The sequence below is a fragment of the Micromonospora sp. ZG13 genome (assembly GCF_059359355.1).
Genome location: NZ_JCADBQ010000003.1, coordinates 269,080 through 287,719, shown reverse-complemented (window position 1 = coordinate 287,719; position 18,640 = coordinate 269,080). Strand labels below are relative to the sequence as shown.

At 74.2% G+C, this 18,640-nt stretch carries 17 protein-coding genes; 10 read left to right on the top strand and 7 right to left on the bottom strand.

Going from position 1 to position 18,640, the window contains the following annotated elements; genetic code table 11:
• Positions 1–31: 31 nt before the first annotated feature.
• Positions 32–694 (bottom strand): hypothetical protein, encoded by a 663-nt coding sequence (locus AC5L34_RS08875; RefSeq protein ID WP_441174328.1) that lies wholly within the window; start codon positions 692–694, stop codon positions 32–34.
• Positions 695–717: 23 nt separating this feature from the next.
• Here AC5L34_RS08875 and AC5L34_RS08870 point away from each other — a divergent pair, with 23 nt between their 5' ends.
• Together AC5L34_RS08870 and AC5L34_RS08865 are read left to right on the top strand one after the other, a co-directional pair.
• Positions 718–1,236, top strand: coding sequence for an acyl-CoA thioesterase (locus AC5L34_RS08870; protein ID WP_089001929.1), 519 nt, complete (start codon positions 718–720; stop codon positions 1,234–1,236).
• Between the two features lie 160 nt (positions 1,237–1,396).
• Positions 1,397–3,415, top strand: a complete 2,019-nt coding sequence (locus AC5L34_RS08865) for an acetoacetate--CoA ligase (RefSeq protein ID WP_494824427.1) — start codon at positions 1,397–1,399, stop codon at positions 3,413–3,415.
• Here AC5L34_RS08865 and heR read toward each other — a convergent pair.
• Together heR and AC5L34_RS08855 are read right to left on the bottom strand one after the other, a co-directional pair.
• Positions 3,391–4,158 carry a heliorhodopsin HeR gene (gene heR / locus AC5L34_RS08860; RefSeq protein WP_441174326.1) on the bottom strand — a complete coding sequence of 256 codons (768 nt, stop codon included), beginning with the start codon at positions 4,156–4,158 and terminating at the stop codon, positions 3,391–3,393. The two genes, AC5L34_RS08865 and heR, sit on opposite strands and share 25 nt — an antisense overlap.
• Before the next feature lie 83 nt (positions 4,159–4,241).
• Entirely contained in the window at positions 4,242–4,931 is a 690-nt protein-coding gene (locus AC5L34_RS08855) for a TIGR03089 family protein (RefSeq protein WP_441174325.1), read from the bottom strand.
• 150 nt (positions 4,932–5,081) lie between these two features.
• On the opposite strand from AC5L34_RS08855, the gene AC5L34_RS08850 reads away from it, so the two are divergent.
• Positions 5,082–6,227, top strand: coding sequence for a glycosyltransferase family 4 protein (locus AC5L34_RS08850; RefSeq protein ID WP_101414235.1), 1,146 nt, complete (start codon positions 5,082–5,084; stop codon positions 6,225–6,227).
• A gap of 61 nt (positions 6,228–6,288) precedes the next feature.
• Positions 6,289–7,380, top strand: a complete 1,092-nt coding sequence (locus AC5L34_RS08845; protein WP_441174324.1) for a mannose-1-phosphate guanylyltransferase — start codon at positions 6,289–6,291, stop codon at positions 7,378–7,380.
• Here the strand turns inward: AC5L34_RS08845 and AC5L34_RS08840 are convergent.
• Entirely contained in the window at positions 7,349–7,903 is a 555-nt protein-coding gene (locus tag AC5L34_RS08840) for an NUDIX hydrolase (protein WP_441174649.1), read from the bottom strand. The genes AC5L34_RS08845 and AC5L34_RS08840 overlap by 32 nt on opposite strands.
• A gap of 198 nt (positions 7,904–8,101) precedes the next feature.
• On the opposite strand from AC5L34_RS08840, the gene AC5L34_RS08835 reads away from it, so the two are divergent.
• The gene (locus AC5L34_RS08835) at positions 8,102–9,136 is read left to right on the top strand and encodes a hypothetical protein (RefSeq protein ID WP_494824424.1); all 1,035 of its coding nucleotides are present in this window, start codon (positions 8,102–8,104) and stop codon (positions 9,134–9,136) included.
• Positions 9,137–9,414: 278 nt separating this feature from the next.
• On the top strand, positions 9,415–10,419 hold the full coding sequence (locus AC5L34_RS08830; RefSeq protein ID WP_441174322.1) for an ArsR/SmtB family transcription factor: 1,005 nt from the start codon (positions 9,415–9,417) through the stop codon (positions 10,417–10,419).
• Positions 10,420–10,431: 12 nt separating this feature from the next.
• Here the strand turns inward: AC5L34_RS08830 and AC5L34_RS08825 are convergent, their stop codons facing one another.
• On the bottom strand, positions 10,432–11,520 hold the full coding sequence (locus AC5L34_RS08825; RefSeq protein WP_441174321.1) for a coenzyme F420-0:L-glutamate ligase: 1,089 nt from the start codon (positions 11,518–11,520) through the stop codon (positions 10,432–10,434).
• A complete protein-coding gene (gene cofD, locus AC5L34_RS08820) occupies positions 11,517–12,464 on the bottom strand; it encodes a 2-phospho-L-lactate transferase (protein WP_441174320.1) in 948 nt (315 codons plus the stop codon). Before cofD ends, AC5L34_RS08825 begins: the two co-directional genes overlap by 4 nt.
• Positions 12,465–12,562: 98 nt before the next feature.
• On the opposite strand from cofD, the gene AC5L34_RS08815 reads away from it, so the two are divergent.
• The 3 genes from AC5L34_RS08815 (at position 12,563) to AC5L34_RS08805 (ending at position 17,347) form a co-directional block, all read left to right on the top strand.
• Positions 12,563–13,522, top strand: a complete 960-nt coding sequence (locus tag AC5L34_RS08815) for a hypothetical protein (RefSeq protein WP_494824422.1) — start codon at positions 12,563–12,565, stop codon at positions 13,520–13,522.
• Between the two features lie 248 nt (positions 13,523–13,770).
• Positions 13,771–16,278 (top strand): bifunctional FO biosynthesis protein CofGH, encoded by a 2,508-nt coding sequence (locus AC5L34_RS08810; protein WP_494824420.1) that lies wholly within the window; start codon positions 13,771–13,773, stop codon positions 16,276–16,278.
• A gap of 811 nt (positions 16,279–17,089) precedes the next feature.
• The gene (locus tag AC5L34_RS08805) at positions 17,090–17,347 is read left to right on the top strand and encodes a WhiB family transcriptional regulator (RefSeq protein ID WP_007455784.1); all 258 of its coding nucleotides are present in this window, start codon (positions 17,090–17,092) and stop codon (positions 17,345–17,347) included.
• A gap of 35 nt (positions 17,348–17,382) precedes the next feature.
• Here the strand turns inward: AC5L34_RS08805 and AC5L34_RS08800 are convergent, their stop codons facing one another.
• Positions 17,383–17,832 carry a metallopeptidase family protein gene (locus AC5L34_RS08800; RefSeq protein WP_089001916.1) on the bottom strand — a complete coding sequence of 150 codons (450 nt, stop codon included), beginning with the start codon at positions 17,830–17,832 and terminating at the stop codon, positions 17,383–17,385.
• Between the two features lie 152 nt (positions 17,833–17,984).
• On the opposite strand from AC5L34_RS08800, the gene AC5L34_RS08795 reads away from it, so the two are divergent.
• Complete coding sequence (locus AC5L34_RS08795; RefSeq protein WP_089001915.1) at positions 17,985–18,353, top strand: DUF3499 domain-containing protein; 369 nt, start codon at positions 17,985–17,987, stop codon at positions 18,351–18,353.
• The last annotated feature ends 287 nt before the right edge of the window (positions 18,354–18,640 follow it).

Below are 18,640 nucleotides of genomic sequence, written 5' to 3'. Positions count from 1 at the left end.
GGCGGGCCGGACGACCGGCCCGCCCGCGTCCTCACCGGATCTCGGTCGTGGTGTCCTCTTCCGGCCGGTTGCCGGAGCGCGGCGGCGCCGACCACGGCGACCCCCCGCCGGTGCGGCGCGGCAGCGGCTCGGTCGGCGTCGGGTCCGGGTAGCCGAGGCTCGGCGGCGCGGTGTCCCGGTCGGCCGGCTCGGCCGGCGGCCAGTCGGTCAGCGTGAAGTCGCTGCGCTCCGGCCCCTCGGCGGGCGCCGGCGTCGGCTCGGTCACCGGTCGGGGCCAGCGCCGCCAGCGCTGCCCGCTGAAGGTGGCCACGAGCAGCAGCAGGCCGATCAGGAAGAGCGTGCCGTTCTCGACCGGCAGGTGCAGCGGCAGGGGGTCGCCGAAGACCTTCCAGCCGTCCGGGATGCGGTCCCGCACCTCGAAGGGCGCGACGAACATCCCCACGTACGGGGCGGCGAGCAGCAGCCCGGCCACGAGGGGGCCGAGCGGCGAGGTGCGCAGCGTGCCGAGCAGGCCGAGCAGGATCCCGCCGACGGCGAGGTACACGGCGGGCTCGATGAGATTGGCCGAGTTCGACGTGCCGATCTCGACCCAACGGCCGACGGTGCCCGCCGACCCGTCCTGCCCGAGGGTGACCAGCACCCACGTGACGGGCACCACCACCAACCCCGCGAGGAAGCTCCAGAGATGTCGCATCCGCGCACCGTACCGTCTTCGACATGACCGAGCACCCCTCCACCGCGCCGGCCGGCAAGCCGACCTCCTACTCCCGGGTCACCCTGAGCCGGATCATGACCGCGGTCGACGTCAACCTCTACGGCACCGTGCACGGCGGCGTGCTGATGAAGTTCATCGACGACGTGGCGGGGGCCGCCGCGGCCCGGCACAGCGGCGGTACGGCGGTCACCGCCGCCATCGACGAGATCGTCTTCACCGAGGCGGTCCGGGTCGGTGACCTGCTGCACGCGCACGCACAGGTGAACTGGACGGGGCAGACCTCCATGGAGGTCGGGGTCCGGGTCGTGGCGGAGCGGTGGGACTCGGCCGAGGACGAGCCGGTGCGGGTCGCCACCGCGTACCTCGTCTTCGTGGGCGTCGACCTCGGCGGCGCGCCCCGGGCGGTCCGGCCGGTGCTGGCGGAGAGCCCGGAGGACGAGCGCCGGTTCCGGGAGGCGGAGATCCGCCGTGCCCACCGACTGGCCCGCCGCCGCGCCATCCAGGCCCACCGCGCCGGCTGACGCGTCCGCCAGGCCCGCCCACACAGGGTGGGGCCGGGGCATGTGGGCTCCGCACGTGCGCCGGCGGAGGTCGGGTGCGGAGAATGGCGCTCTGAGGTAGGGCAAGATGGCGCCACGGCCCATTTCACAGTGTCGTGCGGGGCCAGGGGAGGGTGGAGCAGTGGGTGACGTGCTGTGGGCGCCGCCGGCGGACGTACGCGAGCGGTCCCGGATCGGGAGCTACCTGCGCTGGCTGCGTGAGCACCGGGGGCTGGACTTCGCCGACTACGACGAGCTGTGGCGCTGGTCGGTCACGGACCTCGACGCGTTCTGGCGGTCGGTCTGGGACCACTTCGAGGTGGTGGCGCACACCCCGCCGACGGCCACGCTGACCGACCGCGGGATGCCCGGGGCCAGGTGGTTCCCCGGCGCCACCCTCAACTACGCCGAGAACGTGCTGCGGATGCCCGGCCGGGCCGACGACGACCCGGTGGTGATCGCGCACGGCCAGACCCGGGCGCCGGTCACCCTCACCGCCGCCGAGCTGCGCGAGCAGGTACGCCGGGTGGCCGCCGGGCTGCGCCGGCTCGGCGTCACCGCCGGCGACCGGGTCGCCGCCTACGCGCCCAACATCCCCGAGACGTACGTGCTCCTGCTCGCCACCAGCAGCCTGGGCGCGATCTTCTCCTCCTGCGCGCCGGAGTTCGGCACCCGCAGCGTCACCGACCGGTGGCAGCAGATCGAGCCGAAGGTACTGGTCGCGGTGGACGGCTACCGCTACGGCGAGAAGCCGGTCGACCGGCGCGCCGAGGTGGCCGCGATCCGGGCCGCCCTGCCGTCGCTGGAACACACCGTCGGCATCGCCTACCTCGACCCGGCCCCCGCGCCCTCGGGTGGCGCCACGGACCGGACGCTGGCCCCGTTCGAGGGCGCGCTGGCCTGGTCGGAGCTGGCCGCCGACACCGACGAGCCGCTGACGTTCACCCCGGTCGCCTTCGACCACCCGCTCTACGTGCTCTACTCCTCCGGCACCACCGGGCTGCCGAAGCCCATCGTGCACGGCCACGGCGGCATCCTGCTGGAGCACCTGAAGATGCTGGCCCTGCACCACGACCTGGGCCCGGCGGACCGGTTCTTCTGGTTCACCACCACCGGCTGGATGATGTGGAACTTCCTGGTCTCCGGGCCGGCGGTGGGCGCGACGATCGTGCTCTTCGACGGCAACCCGGGCCACCCGGACCTGGGCGCGCTGTGGCGGCTGGCGGAGGAGACCGGCACCACGTACTTCGGCACCTCCGCGCCGTTCCTGCTGGCCTGCCGCAAGGCCGGGCTGGTGCCGAAGGAGACCGCCGACCTGTCCGCGCTGCGCGGGGTCGGCTCGACCGGCGCGCCGCTGCCCGCCGAGGGCTTCACCTGGGTGTACGAGACGGTCGGCGACGACCTTCAGCTCCAGTCGCTCTCCGGCGGCACGGACGTGTGCACCGGCTTCGTCGGCGGCGTGCCGCTGCTGGCGGTGCACGCCGGGGAGATCACCTGCCGGGCGCTCGGCGCCAAGGTGGAGGCCCGGTCCGCCGACGGGACCCCGGTGATCGGCGAGCTGGGCGAGCTGGTGATCACCGAGCCGATGCCGAGCATGCCGGTGGGCTTCTGGAACGACCCGGACGGCAGCCGCTACCGGGAGGCGTACTTCGACCTCTATCCGGGCGTCTGGCGGCACGGCGACTGGATCACGATCAACGACCGGGGCGGCTGCGTGATCACGGGCCGCTCCGACGCCACCCTCAACCGGGGCGGCGTACGCCTCGGCACCGCCGAGTTCTACTCGGTGGTCGAGGGGCTCGACGAGGTCGTCGACTCGGTGGTCGTGCACCTGGAGGACGACGAGGGCGGCGCCGGTGAGCTGCTGCTGTTCGTGGTGCTCGCCGAGGGGCTGGAGCTGGACGACGCGATGCGGAAGAAGATCTGCCGCGAGCTGCGTACCGCCCTGTCGCCCCGGCACGTGCCGGACGAGATCCACCAGGTGCGGGCCGTCCCGCGCACCCTGTCGGCCAAGAAGCTGGAGGTCCCGGTGAAGAAGATCCTCACCGGCACCCCGGTGGACTCGGCGGCGGCCCGGGGCGCCCTGGCCAACCCGGAGTCCCTGACGGCCTTCGCCACCCTCGCCGAGCACCGTGGTCAGGTGCGCAGCACGTTGGCGTAGATGAGCCAGGCCAGCGCGGATTTGGCCACGAGGCTGAGCAGGATGTACGAGACCTCGCCGTAGCGGTAGTCACGCCATCGACCGCGCTGGGCGTACTGCAGTGCCATGTTGAGCGCGAAGCTCGCGAAGAGGAGAAACTGGATGACGATGATCGCCCAGACGAAGCCGGGGATCTCCGGCGGCTGGGCGACGTAGACGGCGATCGCCAGCCAGGGGGCCAGGCCGACCAGCGAACCGAACCAGAAGGCGCTCCAGTCGGCGCGTCCCGGCACCTGCTGCCGCTCCAACAGCAGGCCGAACAGGATCATCGCGGTGTTCGCGCCGAAGATCCCGATGACCGCCGCGAGATCGCGGATCCCCACGAACAGCCCGATCAGGACGATCATGATCGAGGCGCTGACCGAGTACTCGATCCAGCGGGCGTAGTTGGTGCGGCGATCCAGGTTGCGCGCGTACCAGCGGTGCACGCCCGGGGCCGCGGTGACGAGATGGTCGAGCGCGGCGAGGAGCAGGAAGACCGCCACCGCCGGCCCGATGGCGAGTCGGAAGGCCACCTCCGGGAGCGTGGCGTCGCGCAGCGTCGTCGGGTCGGCCGTCAGGTACGACGCGGTGATCGGCAGGGACAGGTCGTTGCTGGCCGCCCACATCCAACCGCCCTCGACGGCCAGGATCAGCCCGACCAGCACGTTGAACCCGCGCAGCCGCCGGTAGCGATCACGGCCTGCCGCTGGTGGACGTCCCATGTGCGCCACCCTAGAGCCCGGAATGTCCGTTCGTTGCCATATGGGGGCTCTGCTGGCGGAGTTGAGGTGCCCGCGAAGCGGGGTCAGCGAAGGGGGCGGGTCACGCGTTCCGTGGTGGCCCGCGAGGGCAGGCGGGCCGGGTCGGCGTTGGCGCAGAGGACCGTGGTGGCGCCGACCGTCAGCGGGGCGAGCAGCCAGTCGGCCGGGTCGGGGTACGCGCCCGTGTCGATCAGGACCCGGTCGCCGGGGGCGATGCCCAGTTCCGTCGCGCGGGCGGCCGCGCGGCCCAGCAGCGCCGCCTCGCCCGGGCCGCCGGCGGCGTACGGGCTGAAGTGGTCGCCGTGGGCGCGTACCTCGGAGACGTAGTCGGCGTAGCCGGCCGGCACCTGGCGCATCGGCAGGGCGAACGGGTGCAGGGCGAGGACGTACCGCTCGCCCGCCGACCAGGCCGCCGCCTCGTCGAGGCGCGTCTCGGCGGCGAAGAGCACGTCCACGTCCCCCGGCGTGTCGGCGACGGTCAGCCCGGCCGACCAGCAGCCGAGCAGCACCGCGGCGGTCTGCCAGTGCGGGGGCAGCACCACCCCGGCGACGTCGCCGGGGCCCACGGCCACCTCGTCGACGAGCAGGTTGGCCGTCTTGGCCACCCAGTTCGCCAGCGTGGCGCCGGAGAGTTCGGTCCGCTCGCCCGTGGCGTCGTCGTACCAGGTCAGCAGCGGTCTGGTCGGGTCGGTCGCGATCGCGTCGGCGAAGACCCGGGCAATGTTGTCGGCCATCGGCGCGAACGATACGCCCCCGGCGGCCGTACTCGATGACGGCGACAAGTCGGCGTACCGTCGGGTCGCAGTCAGCGTGGGCGCCGCGCTCCGGCGTAGGCTTGCCGGAGTGTTGTTCCCCACAGGCCCGTCAGTTCAAGGAGTCGCCCCGTGACCGCCGGTCGCCCGCCCCGCGTGCTCATCGACGCCACGAGTGTCCCCGTCGACCGTGGTGGTGTCGGTCGATACGTCGACGGCCTGCTCGGCGCCCTCGGCAAGGTGTGCGGGTCGGGGGTGGAGCTGGCTGTCGTCTGTCTCCGCACCGACCTGGAGCGCTACACCCGGATGCTGCCCGGCGCGGAGATCATCCCGGCCCCGGCCGCCGTCGCGCACCGCCCCGCCCGGCTCGCCTGGGAGCAGACGGGTCTGCCGCTGCTCGCCCAGCAGGTGGGCGCGCAGGTGCTGCACTCGCCCTTCTACACCTGCCCGCTGCGCGCCGGTTGTCCCGTCACGGTGACCGTGCACGACGCGACGTTCTTCACCGAGCCGGAGCACTACGACAAGTCGCGGCGCACCTTCTTCCGCAGCGCGATCAAGACGTCCCTGCGCCGCGCCAACCGGGTGATCGTGCCGAGCAAGGCCACCCGCGACGAGCTGATCCGGCTGCTCGACGCCGATCCCACCCGGATCGACGTCGCGTACCACGGCGTCGACCACGCCGCCTTCCACGCGCCCAGCGACGAGGAGAAGGCCCGGGTCCGGGCCCGGCTGGGGCTGGGCGGCACCAACTACGTGGCCTTCCTGGGCGCCAAGGAGCCGCGCAAGAACGTGCCGAACCTGATCCGCGGCTGGGCGCGCGCGGTGGCCGAGCGGGAGGACCCGCCGGCCCTGGTGATCGCCGGTGGCCAGGGGCACGACGACGACATCGACCGCGCGGTGGCGGAGGTCCCGTCGCACCTGCGGCTGCTCCGCCCGGGTTACCTCCGCTACGGGGACCTGCCCGGCTTCCTCGGCGGGGCCCTGGTGGCCGCCTATCCGTCCTACGGGGAGGGTTTCGGCCTGCCGATCCTGGAGGCGATGGCGTGCGCCGCCCCGGTGCTGACCACGCCCCGGCTGTCGCTGCCGGAGGTGGGCGGCGACGCGGTCGCGTACACCAGCGAGGCGCCCGACCAGATCGCCACCGACCTGGCCGCCCTGCTCGACGACGAGCAGCGGCGGTTGTCCCTGGCCAAGGCCGGTTTCGACCGGGCCAAGGAGTTCACCTGGGAGTCCAGCGCCGAGGTGCACATCGCCGCCTGGAGCCGGGCCCGGTCCTGACCGCCGCGACCGGCGTCGCGAGAATGCGTCCCCGGTCAGGCGAATCGGGCATGATGTGCGGGTGATCTACGCCGTCATTCCGGCGGGTGGCAGTGGCACGAGGTTGTGGCCGCTGTCCCGTGCCGGCCACCCCAAGTTCCTCCACCCGCTGACCGGTTCCACCGCCTCGCTGCTCCAGGCGACGGTGGACCGGCTGGGCCCGCTGACCACCGCCGAGCGCACCCTGGTGGTCACCGGGACCGCGCACGTGGCGGCGGTCGCACGCCAGCTCGCCGGCGTGCCGGAGGAGAACATCCTGGTCGAGCCGTCGCCCCGGGACTCGTGCGCGGCGATCGCCCTGGCCGCCGCGGTCATCGCGCGGCGCGACCCGGAGGCGGTGATGGGCTCCTTCGCCGCCGACCACCTCATCGGTGACCCGGAGCGCTGGCGGGAGGTGGTCCTGCAGGCGGTACGCGGCGCGGAGCGGGGCCTGCTGATGACGGTCGGCATCACCCCGACGCGGGCCGAGACCGGCTACGGCTACCTCCAGACCGGGGACCCGGTCGACGGGGGCCCGCTGCGGCCGGTCGCCGAGTTCAAGGAGAAGCCGAGCGCGGAGGTGGCCGAGGCGTACCTGCGCTCCGGGCGGCACCTCTGGAACGCCAGCATGTTCGTCTGGCGGGTCGACGTGTTCCTCGCCGAGCTGGCCCGCCAGCAGCCCGCCCTGCACGCCGGGATCGTCGCGATCGCCGAGGCGTGGGGCACCGAGGAGCAGGACGACGTGCTCGGCACGGTCTGGCCGACGCTGCCGAAGATCTCCGTCGACTACGCGGTGATGGAGGGCGCGGCGACCGCCGGCCGGGTGGCGACCGTGCCGGGCGACTTCGGCTGGAACGACGTCGGCGACTTCCACACGCTGGGCGAGGTGCTGCCCGCCGACGCGGACGGCAACGTGGTGCTCGGCGTCGACGCCAAGCCGGGGGTGCTGCTGCGCGACAGCACCGCCCTGGTCGTGGTGCCCCACTCCGGGCGCCTGGTGGCCGCCGTCGGCGTACACGACCTGATCATCGTCGACACGCCGGACGCGCTGCTGGTCTGCCCACGGGACCGGGCGCAGGACGTCAAGAAGGTCGTCGACGAGCTCAAGGAACGGGGCGAAGAGGGGCTCGTCTGAGCGTCGCGAGGGCCGGGGCGACCAGGCGTGCCGTCCCGCCGGCCAGCGGCTGCGGCAGCCGGTCCGGCGGGAACCAGCCGAGCGCCTCGGACTCCTCGCTGACCCGCTCCACCGCGCCGGGCGGGGCGAGCACGGCGAAGCGTACGTCGTGGTGCAGCGAACCGCCCTGGCAGCTCACCGGGTGGATGTCGACGTCGATCGGTACCGGGTCGATCCGCAGGCCGGCGATGCCGGACTCCTCACCCGCCTCGCGCAGGGCGGCGGCGGCGAGGGTCCGGTCGACCGGCTCGCAGTGCCCGCCGAGCTGCACCCACCGCCGGAACTTGCCGTGCAGGCAGAGCAGCACCCGTGACCCGGTGGCGTCGAGGACCAGCGCGCTCGCCGTGACGTGCCCGGGCCGGTGCGTCCGGCTCATCGCCACCGGCCCGGCGGCCAGCAGCGCCAGGGTGCGGTCGCGCGCCTCGGCGGCGTCCGGGCCGGTGGGCTCCCAGCGGCTCAGCGTCGCGAGGGCGTCGGCGTGCAGCGCCGTGTGCGCCTCGGCGTGCCGCGCCTCGTCCGCTACGGCGTGCCGCGCCTGATCCGCCCCGGCGTGCGGGGCCGTGGGCGTCTCGGTGGGCGGCGCAGTCCGCGCCTCCGCGTCCGGCGACGGTCGGGAGGCGGCGGCGGTGGGGGAGTCGGCCATGCCGACACTGTACGAGCCGGCGCTTCGTACCCTGGCCGGGTGACCTTGCGACTGTTGGAGTTCGTCGTGGCCGGCAACGAGGCCAGCGATCTGCTGCCGGTGCGCTCCGCGCCGCTGCTGCGGGCGCACGGTGCCCGGCGCGGCTTCTGGACCGTGCTGGACGAGGGGCCGGTGGAGCAGTGCCTGGCCCTGCTGCTGGAGCTGGACGACGGCCGCTGGGTCGCCCACCACGTGGCCGCCGACGCGGGGGCGGAGAACGGCCGTACGGAGGACGGCGAGGCGCTGGCCCACCACGACGGCTGGGTGTACGTCTTCGGCTCCCACTTCGGCTCGAAGGCGGGGCCGCTGCGCCCGCGACGCGCCTTCGTGGCCCGGTTCCGTGAGGACGACGCGGCGGCGGGCCGCTTACCGGTGCAGGTGGTGCGTAACCGGTTCCGGCTGCACCGGGCGGTCAACGACGCCCTGCTCAAGGCGGCGTTCATCCCGCTGCCGCCGGGCGAGCGGGTGCGGGCCCGGTTCATCGGGGAGACCGTGGCCCGGGGCACGGCCCGCGCGAAGGGCTGGGTCAGCCGGCTCGTCCCCGACGACCTGCCGCTGAACGTCGAGGCGGCGGCCTTCACGCCGACCGGCGGTGTCCTGCTCGGGCTGCGCTTCCCGGTCACCACCGACGGCGAGCCGATCCTGGTCGAGCTGACCGGGGTGCCGGGCATGTTCGACCCCGTGCCGAGCTGGCCGCAGGCGTCGGGGGCGTACGTCCTGACGGGGGTGACGCCACCCGGCGCGCTGGCCGGCTTCCGGGCGATCACGCCCACGGACGACGGCGGCTACGCGGCGATCGTCGGGTCGATCGACGCGTTGGGCAAGGGCTCGGTGCTGCTCGACGACCATCCGGCCGGCGGCGAGGTCACCTCCCGGCACGTCCGGTTTCCCCCGCCCGGCGACGGGCACCTGGTCCCCGGCCAGGTGGTGGCCGAGCTGGCGCCGTTCCACCACGTGGAGGGGGTGGCCGAGTGCGACGGGCAGAGCTTCTACGTCACCGACGAGGACCATCGGGTGGCGCTCTGGGTCGGTTGACCGGCGGTGGCCGACGACCGGACGACACCTCCGCGGAGCAAGGCCGCAGACCCTCGTGGTGTCGCCCGGCCGCCGGTCTTCCCCGCCCCCGGGTGCCCGGTTCCGGGCGTGTCGGGTGAAGCACCCGCCCCCGTGCGCGGGCAGTGGAAGCATGCCCAACGGCCCCGGGGGACGTCGAGGTCTTTCAGCCCACGCTTAAAAACGGAGATAAGTGCCGGCCAGGTACAGTGCAAACGGTTGCCAGGCATCCCCCCTGCCGGGCGACGCGGGAGCCGTCCATGCTGAAGATCTACTTTTCCGCCGAGGACATCCTCCGGACCCGGGTGGCTCCGGCGGCGGACCCGGTGTGGGAGCTGGTTCTCAGCCTGCACCTGCTGCCCGGCCGTGGCCGGGACCCGCTGCTGGCGGGCTGGCGGCGCAGCGTGACGCGCGGCCTGCGTGAGGGCAGTGACTCGGCGGGGCTGCGGCTGCTCCTGACGCTCAACCCGCCCCGCGGCTACTTCCCGGACTTCCTCACCCCGTACCAGAGCATGTCGGGGTTCGAGGCCGGCATGGAGGCGGTCCGCAGCACCCCCGTGGCGCTGCTGCAACGCGACCTGGCGCTGCTCGCCGCCGGCAGTTCCCTGCCGGCCGGCGCCGCTCCGCTGGCCCGGGGCGAGCCGGACACGCTGCGCGACCTGACCGGCGCGATGGAGCGTTACCGCGGCCTGGCCATCGATCCGTACTGGACCCGGATCCAGGCGGCGGTGGAGGCCGACCGGGCCCGGCGGGCCCGGGCCCTGCTCGACGGCGGGGTGGAAGGGCTGCTGGGCAGCCTGCGGCCGGCCATGCGGTGGGAGTCGGGGGTGCTGGAGATCCGCGACTACCCGCACAGTCGGGAGCTGCACCTGGGCGGGCGCGGGCTGCTGCTGGTGCCGTCGTTCTTCTGCGCGTCGACACCGGTCGCCCTGCTCGACCCGGCGCTGCCGCCGGTCCTGGTCTATCCGGTGGACCGGCTCGGCGGCCTGCTGCCGGCCCCCGGCGAGGGCGGCGGCGTCGGCACGCCCGACCCGGGGCGGGAGGCGCTGGCCGCGCTGCTGGGGCGTACCCGGGCCGCCGTCCTGGCGGCCAGCGACGACGGCTGCACCACCGGCGAGGTGGCCCGCCGGCTCAACATCTCGGCCGCCGCGGCGAGCCAGCACACCACCGTGCTGCGCAACGCCGGCCTCCTGGTCAGCCAGCGCGACCGCAACACCGTCCTGCACACCCTGACCCCGCTGGGGCGGTCGATGCTCAACTCCTGAGCGCGCGGGCCGTCACAGGGCCAGGGCGGCGCTGGCGGTGGTGCCGGGGGGTGGGGGCAGCAGCAGGGAGGCGACGCCCTCGGTCGCCAGGGCGGTGCGGAAACGTTGCAGGTCGGCGCCGAAGCGGACCAGATCGACCGGGCCGGCCGGGGTGGCCGGAGAACCGAGCACCAGCGTCGTCGCCTCCGCCGGCCACCCGGGCACCCGGGCGGTCAGCCCGGCGCGGGCCTCCTCGTCGCCTACCAGGCTGAAGACCGTGCCGGGCGCGACGACCCCCGCGACCGCGCCGATCGCCCGGCGTACGGCCGCCGGGTCGGGCGGGGTCGGGTTGAGGCCGTCCGCCAGGGTGGCGGCGGCGGCCAGCCCGGCGGCCTTCGCCTCGGCGGTGCCCAGCGAGAACAGGTCCATGGACGCGTCCCGGACCAGCGCCGACGCGCCGACACCATCGTCCGGCCGGGGGGCGGTGAGGTAGCCGCGTACCACCGCCACCGGCATCTGGTCACACTTGCCCTTGATCAGCTCGCCCGCGCCGGCCAGCTCGTCCACCACCGCCATCTGGGTGAGCTGGAGCTCGTTGCCGTACGGGTCGACCTCGCCCCGGTGGTCGCGGATCGCGTCCATCCCGGCGACACCGAGCGCGACGTCGGTCAGCCCGTTGCGCCAGGGCCGGCCCATCGTGTCGCTGACGATCACCGCGACGTCCACGCCGTGGCGCTCGCGCAGGGCGGCGCGCAGCGCCCGGGCCGAGGCGTCCGGGTCCTCGGGGAGCAGGACGAGCCGGGTCTTGTCGACGTTCGAGGCGTCGATGCCCGCCGACGCCATCACGAAGCCGTGGTGGGTCTGCACGATCCGGGTGGCGCCCCGGGTGGCCACCACCCGTGCCGTCTCGGCAGCCAGCACCTCGTCCCGCGCGGCGAGCCGCTCCGGGCCGTCCGCCGGGACGTCGACCAGGCGGCCCTCCGCCTTCGAGACGATCTTGCTGGTCACCACCAGCACGTCGCCGTCGCGCAGCCAGGGCGCGGCGGTGGCGATCAGGGCTGCCAGGTCGTCGCCCTCGGACACGTGGCCGATGCCCGGCACCGGCAGGATCTCCAACCTCACGTCAGCTCCAGCGCGGCGCGGACCATGGCCGCCGTCGCCGCCTCGTCGGTCATCCGCAGCGGTGCCGCGCGGACCGTCACCTCCGGCACCACGGCGCCGGCGTCCTCCTCGGCGACCAGCCAGCCGTCGAGCAGCCCGCCCGCCGGCCGACCGCCGTAGAGCCGCCCCACGCCGGCCGCGCTGCACTCCACCCCCAGCACCGCCAGGCAGCGGTCGGCCATGCCGCGCACCGGCGCGCCGCCGATGATCGGCGACACGCCGACCACCGGGGCGGGACCGTCGGCGACCGCCTCGCGCAGCCCGGGCACGGCCAGGATCGGGGCGACGCTCACCACCGGGTTGCTCGGCGCGATGAGCACCACGTCGGCCCCGGCGATCGCCTCCAGCACGCCGGGCGCGGGCCGGGCGGTCTCCGCGCCGACGAAGACGAACCGGTGGGTGGGGACGTCGCCGCGGTGGCGCACCCACCACTCCTGGAAGTGGATCGCCCGCTGGCCGCCGTCGAGCTCCACCACCACGTGCGTCTCCAGCCGGTCGTCGGTCGCCGGCAGCAGGCGTACGCCGGGCTGCCAGCGTTCGGCGAGCGCCTCGGTGACCGAGTGCAGCGGGTAGCCGGCGTTGACCATCGTGGTCCGCACCAGGTGGGTGGCGACGTCCTTGTCGCCGAGCCCGAACCAGGTGGGCTCGGCGCCGTACGCGGCGAGCTCCTGCTTGACCGTCCAGCTCTCGCCGACGCGCCCCCAGCCCCGCTCGGGGTCGGCGCCGCCACCCAGCGTGTACATGACGCTGTCCAGGTCGGGGCAGACCTTGAGCCCGTGCAGGAGCAGATCGTCGCCGACGTTGACCACGGCGGTCACCTCGGCGCCGACCTCGCGGGCGTACGCCCGCACGCCGACCAGGAAGCGAGCGCCTCCGATGCCGCCCGTCAGAACCACGATGCGCATCCGCCCATCCTCGCGCACGGGCCGCCTCCGGTCCGCCGGTGGGCGGGGAGACTAGGCTCACGTCGGCAACCGTCCGCATTCGCCCCGAGGGGGATCCCGTGACCAGCCCCGCCGAGCCCGCGTCCAACGACGCGACGCAGGCCAGCCAGCTGACCAAGCCGCTGCGTGAACTCGCCGCGTTCGTGCTCCTCGGCGCGAACGCCGTGTTCCTCTTCGTCGGCCTGATCCGGCTGGTGACGCCGACCGAGTACAGCACATTCGGCGGCCGGGCGGGCAGCGCCTTCTTCGCCTTCGTCGGCGTGGAGGCGGTCTTCCTGCCGCTGCTGGCCGTACTGCTCGCCACGCACGTGAAGCCCCCGGTGCCGAAGGCGAAGCTGATCACCCAGGTCGCCCTGGGCGAGTACGCCGTCAGCGCCCTGTTCGGCGGGCTGACCTTCCTCTTCTGGACGGTCGACCGGCTGGCCGAGGGCGAGATCCTCGACGCCTTCCTGGGCCTGCTCAGCCGCGTGGCCTGGCTGGCGCTCTTCGCGGTCGCCGCGTACGTCGTGTTCAAGATCTGGCGCACCCTCTACCACGTGCCCAAGCCGAAGCCCCAGCCCGGCGTGTACGGGCAGCCGCAGCCCGGGTGGCCCCAGCAGCAGGGCGGCTACCCCGCCCCGGGCCAGCAGGTCCCCGGGCAGCAGGTTCCGGGTCAGCAGGTCCCCGGCCAGCAGGGCGCCTGGCAGGCGCCGGGCCCCTACGGCGCCCCGTACGGTCAGCAGCCCGCGCCGTTCGCCGGCGGCCCGCAGCAGGGTTCGCCGTTCGCCCCGGCACCGCAGTCGGCGCCCCCGGCTCCGGCGCCGCAGTCCGCGCCCCCGGCCACTCCCGCGCCGCCGTTCGGCCAGCCGCAGAGCGCCCCGCCGTTCGGCCCGCCGCCCTCGGCCGACCCCACCCAGGCGATCCCGCGCCAGCCCGTCGAGCACGCCGAGCCCACCCAGGCGATCCCGCGTCCCACCGGCGACGAGACCGACCGCACCCAGCGCATCGATCCCGGCGACAACCCGGACGCCCCTCGCTGATCGCGGCCACGTCCCACCCGAGCGCCCCGCACGGCCCACCGTGCGGGGCGCTCGCCGTCCCACCCACTCCAGCATGGCGAGGGGCGGGCCAGCATGGCGAGGGGCTGGTCGGCGCGGCGAGGGCGGGCCGGCAGGACGGGGGCGGGCTCAGCACGGTGGCGAGGGTGGGCGCGGGGGTGCGCATGTTCACGTCGTGGGCCCAGGTGGGCAGGGGCGGAACGGGCCGGATGAGCGCCTAGGCTGGGCGGATGGTTGATCGCACCGTGCCCGGCCCGACCGACGCGAGCGTGCGGCGGGCACTGCACCGGGCCGCGACCGGGCGGACGCTGGACGTCGACGAGGCCGCCGCGCTGCTGGCCGCCCGGGGCGGGGCGCTGGACGAACTGCTGGACGTGGCGGGCGCCGTGCGCGACGCCGGGCTGCGCGAGGCTGGGCGGCCGGGGGTGGTCACGTACTCGAAGAAGGTCTTCATTCCCCTCACCCGGCTGTGCCGGGACCGGTGCCACTACTGCACCTTCGCGACGGTGCCCCACCGGTTGCCGGCGGCCTTCCTCGACCGCGACGAGGTCCTCGCCATCGCCCGGGCGGGCGCGGCCCAGGGCTGCAAGGAGGCCCTCTTCACGCTCGGTGACCGGCCGGAGGAGCGCTGGCCGGCGGCCCGGCAATGGCTGGACGAGCGCGGGTACGACTCCACGCTGGACTACCTGCGCGCCTGCGCGGTGGCGGTGCTGGAGGAGACCGGGCTGCTGCCGCACCTGAACCCGGGCGTGCTCTCCTGGTCGGAGTTGCAGCGGCTCAAGCCCGTCGCGCCCAGCATGGGGATGATGCTGGAGACCACGGCGACGCGGCTCTGGTCGGAGCCCGGCGGCCCGCACTTCGGCTCGCCGGACAAGGAGCCGGCGGTACGGCTGCGGGTGCTCGACGACGCGGGCCGGGTCGGGGTGCCGTTCACCACGGGCATCCTGATCGGCATCGGCGAGACCCCGGCCGAGCGGGTCGACGCGATCTTCGCGATCCGCCGGGCCCACCGCGAGTACGGCCACCTCCAGGAGGTGATCGTGCAGAACTTCCGCGCGAAGCCGGACACGGCGATGCGCGGCATGCCCGACGCCGAGCTGCACGACCTGGCCGCCACGGTGGCGGTGACCCGGGTGCTGCTCGGGCCGAAGGCCCGCATCCAGGCCCCGCCGAACCTCATCGCGGGCGAGTACGACCTGCTGCTGCGCGCCGGTATCGACGACTGGGGCGGGGTGTCCCCGCTGACCCCGGACCACGTCAACCCGGAGCGCCCCTGGCCGCAGATCGACGAGCTGGCCCGGCACACGGAGAAGTCGGGATTCACGCTGCGTGAGCGGCTGACGATCTACCCCGCGTACGTGCGGGCCGGCGACCCGTGGCTGGACCCGCGCCTGCTGCCGCACGTCGGTGCGCTGGCCGACCCGGCGACGGGGCTGGCCGTCGAGGACGCCCGGCCGGTGGGCCGCCCCTGGCAGGAGCCCGACGAGACGTACGGCGGACGGACCGACCTGCACGCCACCATCGACACCACCGGGCGGACGGGCGACCGGCGTGGCGACTTCGACCACGTCTACGGCGACTGGTCCGAGGTGGCCGGAAAGGTCACCGCCGGCGGCGGGGGCGGGACCGACGACGACCTGCGGGCCGGTCTGCGGCTGGCGGCCGACGACCCGGCCGCGCTGCTGGAGCCGAGGCACGCCGACGCCGCGCTGGCGCTGTTCGCCGCCGACGGGCCGGCGCTGGACGAGCTGTGCCGGCTCGCCGACGACGTCCGCCGGGCGGCGGTCGGCGACGACGTGACGTACGTGGTCAACCGCAACATCAACTTCAGCAACGTCTGCTACGTCGGCTGCCGGTTCTGCGCCTTCGCCCAGCGGGAGCGCGACGCCGACGCGTACCGGCTCTCGGTGGAGCAGGTCGCCGACCGGGCCGAGGAGGCGTGGGCGGCCGGCGCCAGCGAGGTCTGCCTCCAGGGCGGGATCGACCCGAAGCTGCCGGTGACCATCTACGCCGACCTGGTCCGGGCGATCAAGGCGCGGGTGCCGGGGATGCACGTGCACGCGTTCTCGCCGATGGAGATCGTCACCGCCGCCGCCAAGGCCGGCGTGTCGGTGCGGGAGTGGCTGACCGGGCTGCGCGAGGCCGGGCTGGACACCATCCCGGGCACCGCCGCCGAGATCCTCGACGACGACGTGCGCTGGGTGCTCACCAAGGGCAAGCTGCCGGCCGCCGCCTGGGTCGACGTGGTCGGCACGGCCCACGAGCTGGGCATCCGGTCCAGCTCCACCATGATGTACGGCCACGTGGACCACCCCGCGCAGTGGCTCGCGCACTTCCGGGTGCTGGCCGGGGTGCAGGACCGTACGGGCGGCTTCACCGAGTTCGTGGCGCTGCCGTTCGTGCACACCAACGCGCCGATCTACCTGGCGGGCATCGCCCGCCCGGGGCCGACATGGCGGGAGAACCGGGTCGTGCACGCGATGGCCCGGCTGCTGCTGCACGGCCGCATCGACAACATCCAGTGCTCGTGGGTGAAGCTCGGCGACGAGGGTACGGCGGTGATGCTCCGGGGCGGCTGCAACGACCTGGGTGGCACGCTGATGGAGGAGACGATCTCCCGGATGGCCGGCTCCGGCAACGGCTCGGCGCGTACCGAGGAGCAGTTGATCGCCATGGCGGCGGCCGCCGGTCGACCGGCCCGCAGGCGCACGACGGCGTACGGCAGCCCCCGGCCCTAGCCCGGCCGCCGCCCGGTGGGTCGCGCGGCAGCCCGCTCGGACCGGTCGCGCGGCGGTCTCGCCCTGACGGGTCGCGCGGTGGTCCGCCCTGACGGGTCGCGTGTCGATCCGCACTGACCGGTCGCGTGCCGGTCCGCCCTGGTCGGCCGCGATGGACATCGACGGCCGTGGCGATCGTCCACGCCGGATTCCGCGTCCCGCGCCGTCGTCAGGGCGGGCGCGACGGCCGTGTCCGTACCGCCTGTTGGGACCGAAGCGCTTCGATCGGGCGGGATTTCCGTCGCGGGTGGAGCGCCGCCGGAAGCGCCCAGCGCAGCAGCGTGTCGGCGGCTGACCGGAAGCGGGGAGGCCGCCTCGCGCCGACGCACCGCGTCCACATGGTGGGCGCGGCGCGGTCGCCGTCCCGGGCTCGGCGGGCGGTACGCGCCAAGTCGGGTTAACCTGTGCCCCACCAAGATCAACGGATCGTGGTGGGTGACTTCCGAGGGTCTCCATCGTCCTGCCCCGTCGGTCCGATGGGGAGGCGCCACGGGAGAAAACTCGGGCAACTCGCCGGAGAGGGCGTTACTCGGCCGGGGTCTGAATCGATAGGGCAGGTTGCGGGGCCGGGTGGTCGGGTGGCCGTCCGGAGTGTTGTCGGGAGGGCGACTCCATTATCAAGTCCGGCTTGACGGCGCACGCATTACACGCGTGTAATTTGAATGGGGTTGTTCGCACGGAACGCAACAAATCGGGACCGTACGGACAAGCACGCCTTCCGCGTGGGGGGTTGCAGCGGCGATGACGCCGGTGCGCGACAAGGAGGCATCTGATGGACGGCCAGCTTGAGGTGGCCGACCTGCTCGGAAACGCGCCGGAGTGGCAGGAGCGGGCGCTCTGCTCCCAAACCGATCCGGAGGCGTTCTTTCCCGAGAAGGGCGGCTCGACCCGCGAGGCGAAGCGGATCTGCTCGCGCTGCGAGGTGAAGACGGAATGCCTCGAATACGCTCTCGGCCACGACGAGCGATTCGGGATCTGGGGTGGGCTCTCGGAGCGGGAGCGGCGCAAGCTCAAGCGGCGGGCCGCCTGAGCGTTGCCGGGCCGGGGCGGTGGGGGCCGCCCGGCTCAGGCCAACTCGTCGGGGTCCACCCCGAGCAGATTGGCCACCTGTTCGATGATCACGTCGTGCACGAGATCCGCGAGGTCCTCGCGATCCATCGCACGGAACTCCAACGGCCGGCGGTAGAGCACGATCCGCGGCGGCACCTCCTGTCGGCCCGGCCGGCCCGGCAGCAGCCGGGCGAGCGGCACCTCGCCGTCCTCCAGCACGTCGGAGTCGTAGACGTTGAGGTCCGGCGGGACGTCCTCCACCGCGAACTCGACGCCGGCCAACTCCTTGGCGAACCGCCGTTCGAGGGTCTCGACGGTGTCCAGCACCAGATCGTCGAAGATCTCCGCCTTCGTACGCGCCAACGGCACCGTCGCCGGCACCAGCCGCCCGCGCAGACCGCGGCCGTGCCGGTCGCGGTGGGCGCGCCGGCCGGGGCCGGGGCGGCGGTGTTCCGGGCTCGTCATGAGGAAAGGTTAGCGCCCGCACCGACCTGGCCTGCGGCAGCGGCACCGGCGCGGCGCGGCGCGACCGACCGGGCCGAATTGTGATCACCGTGACGGGCGTGTCGCAACGCGAAGCAGTGCGCCCGACCCGGTAATGGAGATACCCTGCCGCCGTGAGGTCACCACGGCGCTGCTCCCGTAATGGCTGCCCCCGGCAAGCGGTCGCCACGCTGACCTATGTCTACAACGAGTCGACAGCGGTGGTCGGCCCGTTGGCGGCGTTCGCCGAGCCGCACACGTACGACCTCTGTGAACCGCACGCCCGGAGCCTGACGGCGCCGCGCGGCTGGGACGTCGTCCGGCACGAGGGCGAGTTCGAGCCCCCGCCGCCCACCACCGACGATCTGGTCGCCCTCGCCGAGGCCGTCCGCGAGGCCGCCCGCCCGGTGGCCCCGCGCCCGCCCGAGGACGACCAGGCCACCAACTCGACCCCCCAGACGGGCCGTAGGGGTCACCTGCGCGTCATCCCCCCGAACCACTGACCCGCCGCCTCGGTGCGTCCCGGCCGTAGCAGAGGTCGCGGCGGGAGTCACGGGAGCCGGGAGAGAAGCCCGCGCGGACCCGGCAGCCCTGCCTGCGGGCCGGATGGGCGCGCCGGGCACTGTCGAGCTGAACCGTCTACGACATCGCGGCGCCGCCGCCGGTGGCGCCGGCCGTCGGCGAGCCTGGGCGCAGGCACGCCAACGATGCGCCGGTCCACCTTCCACGTCGGTCCAACCCGCACGTCGGTTGGCCTGGCGTCGCTCGTTCCGGTGCCTGGTCCGACGCT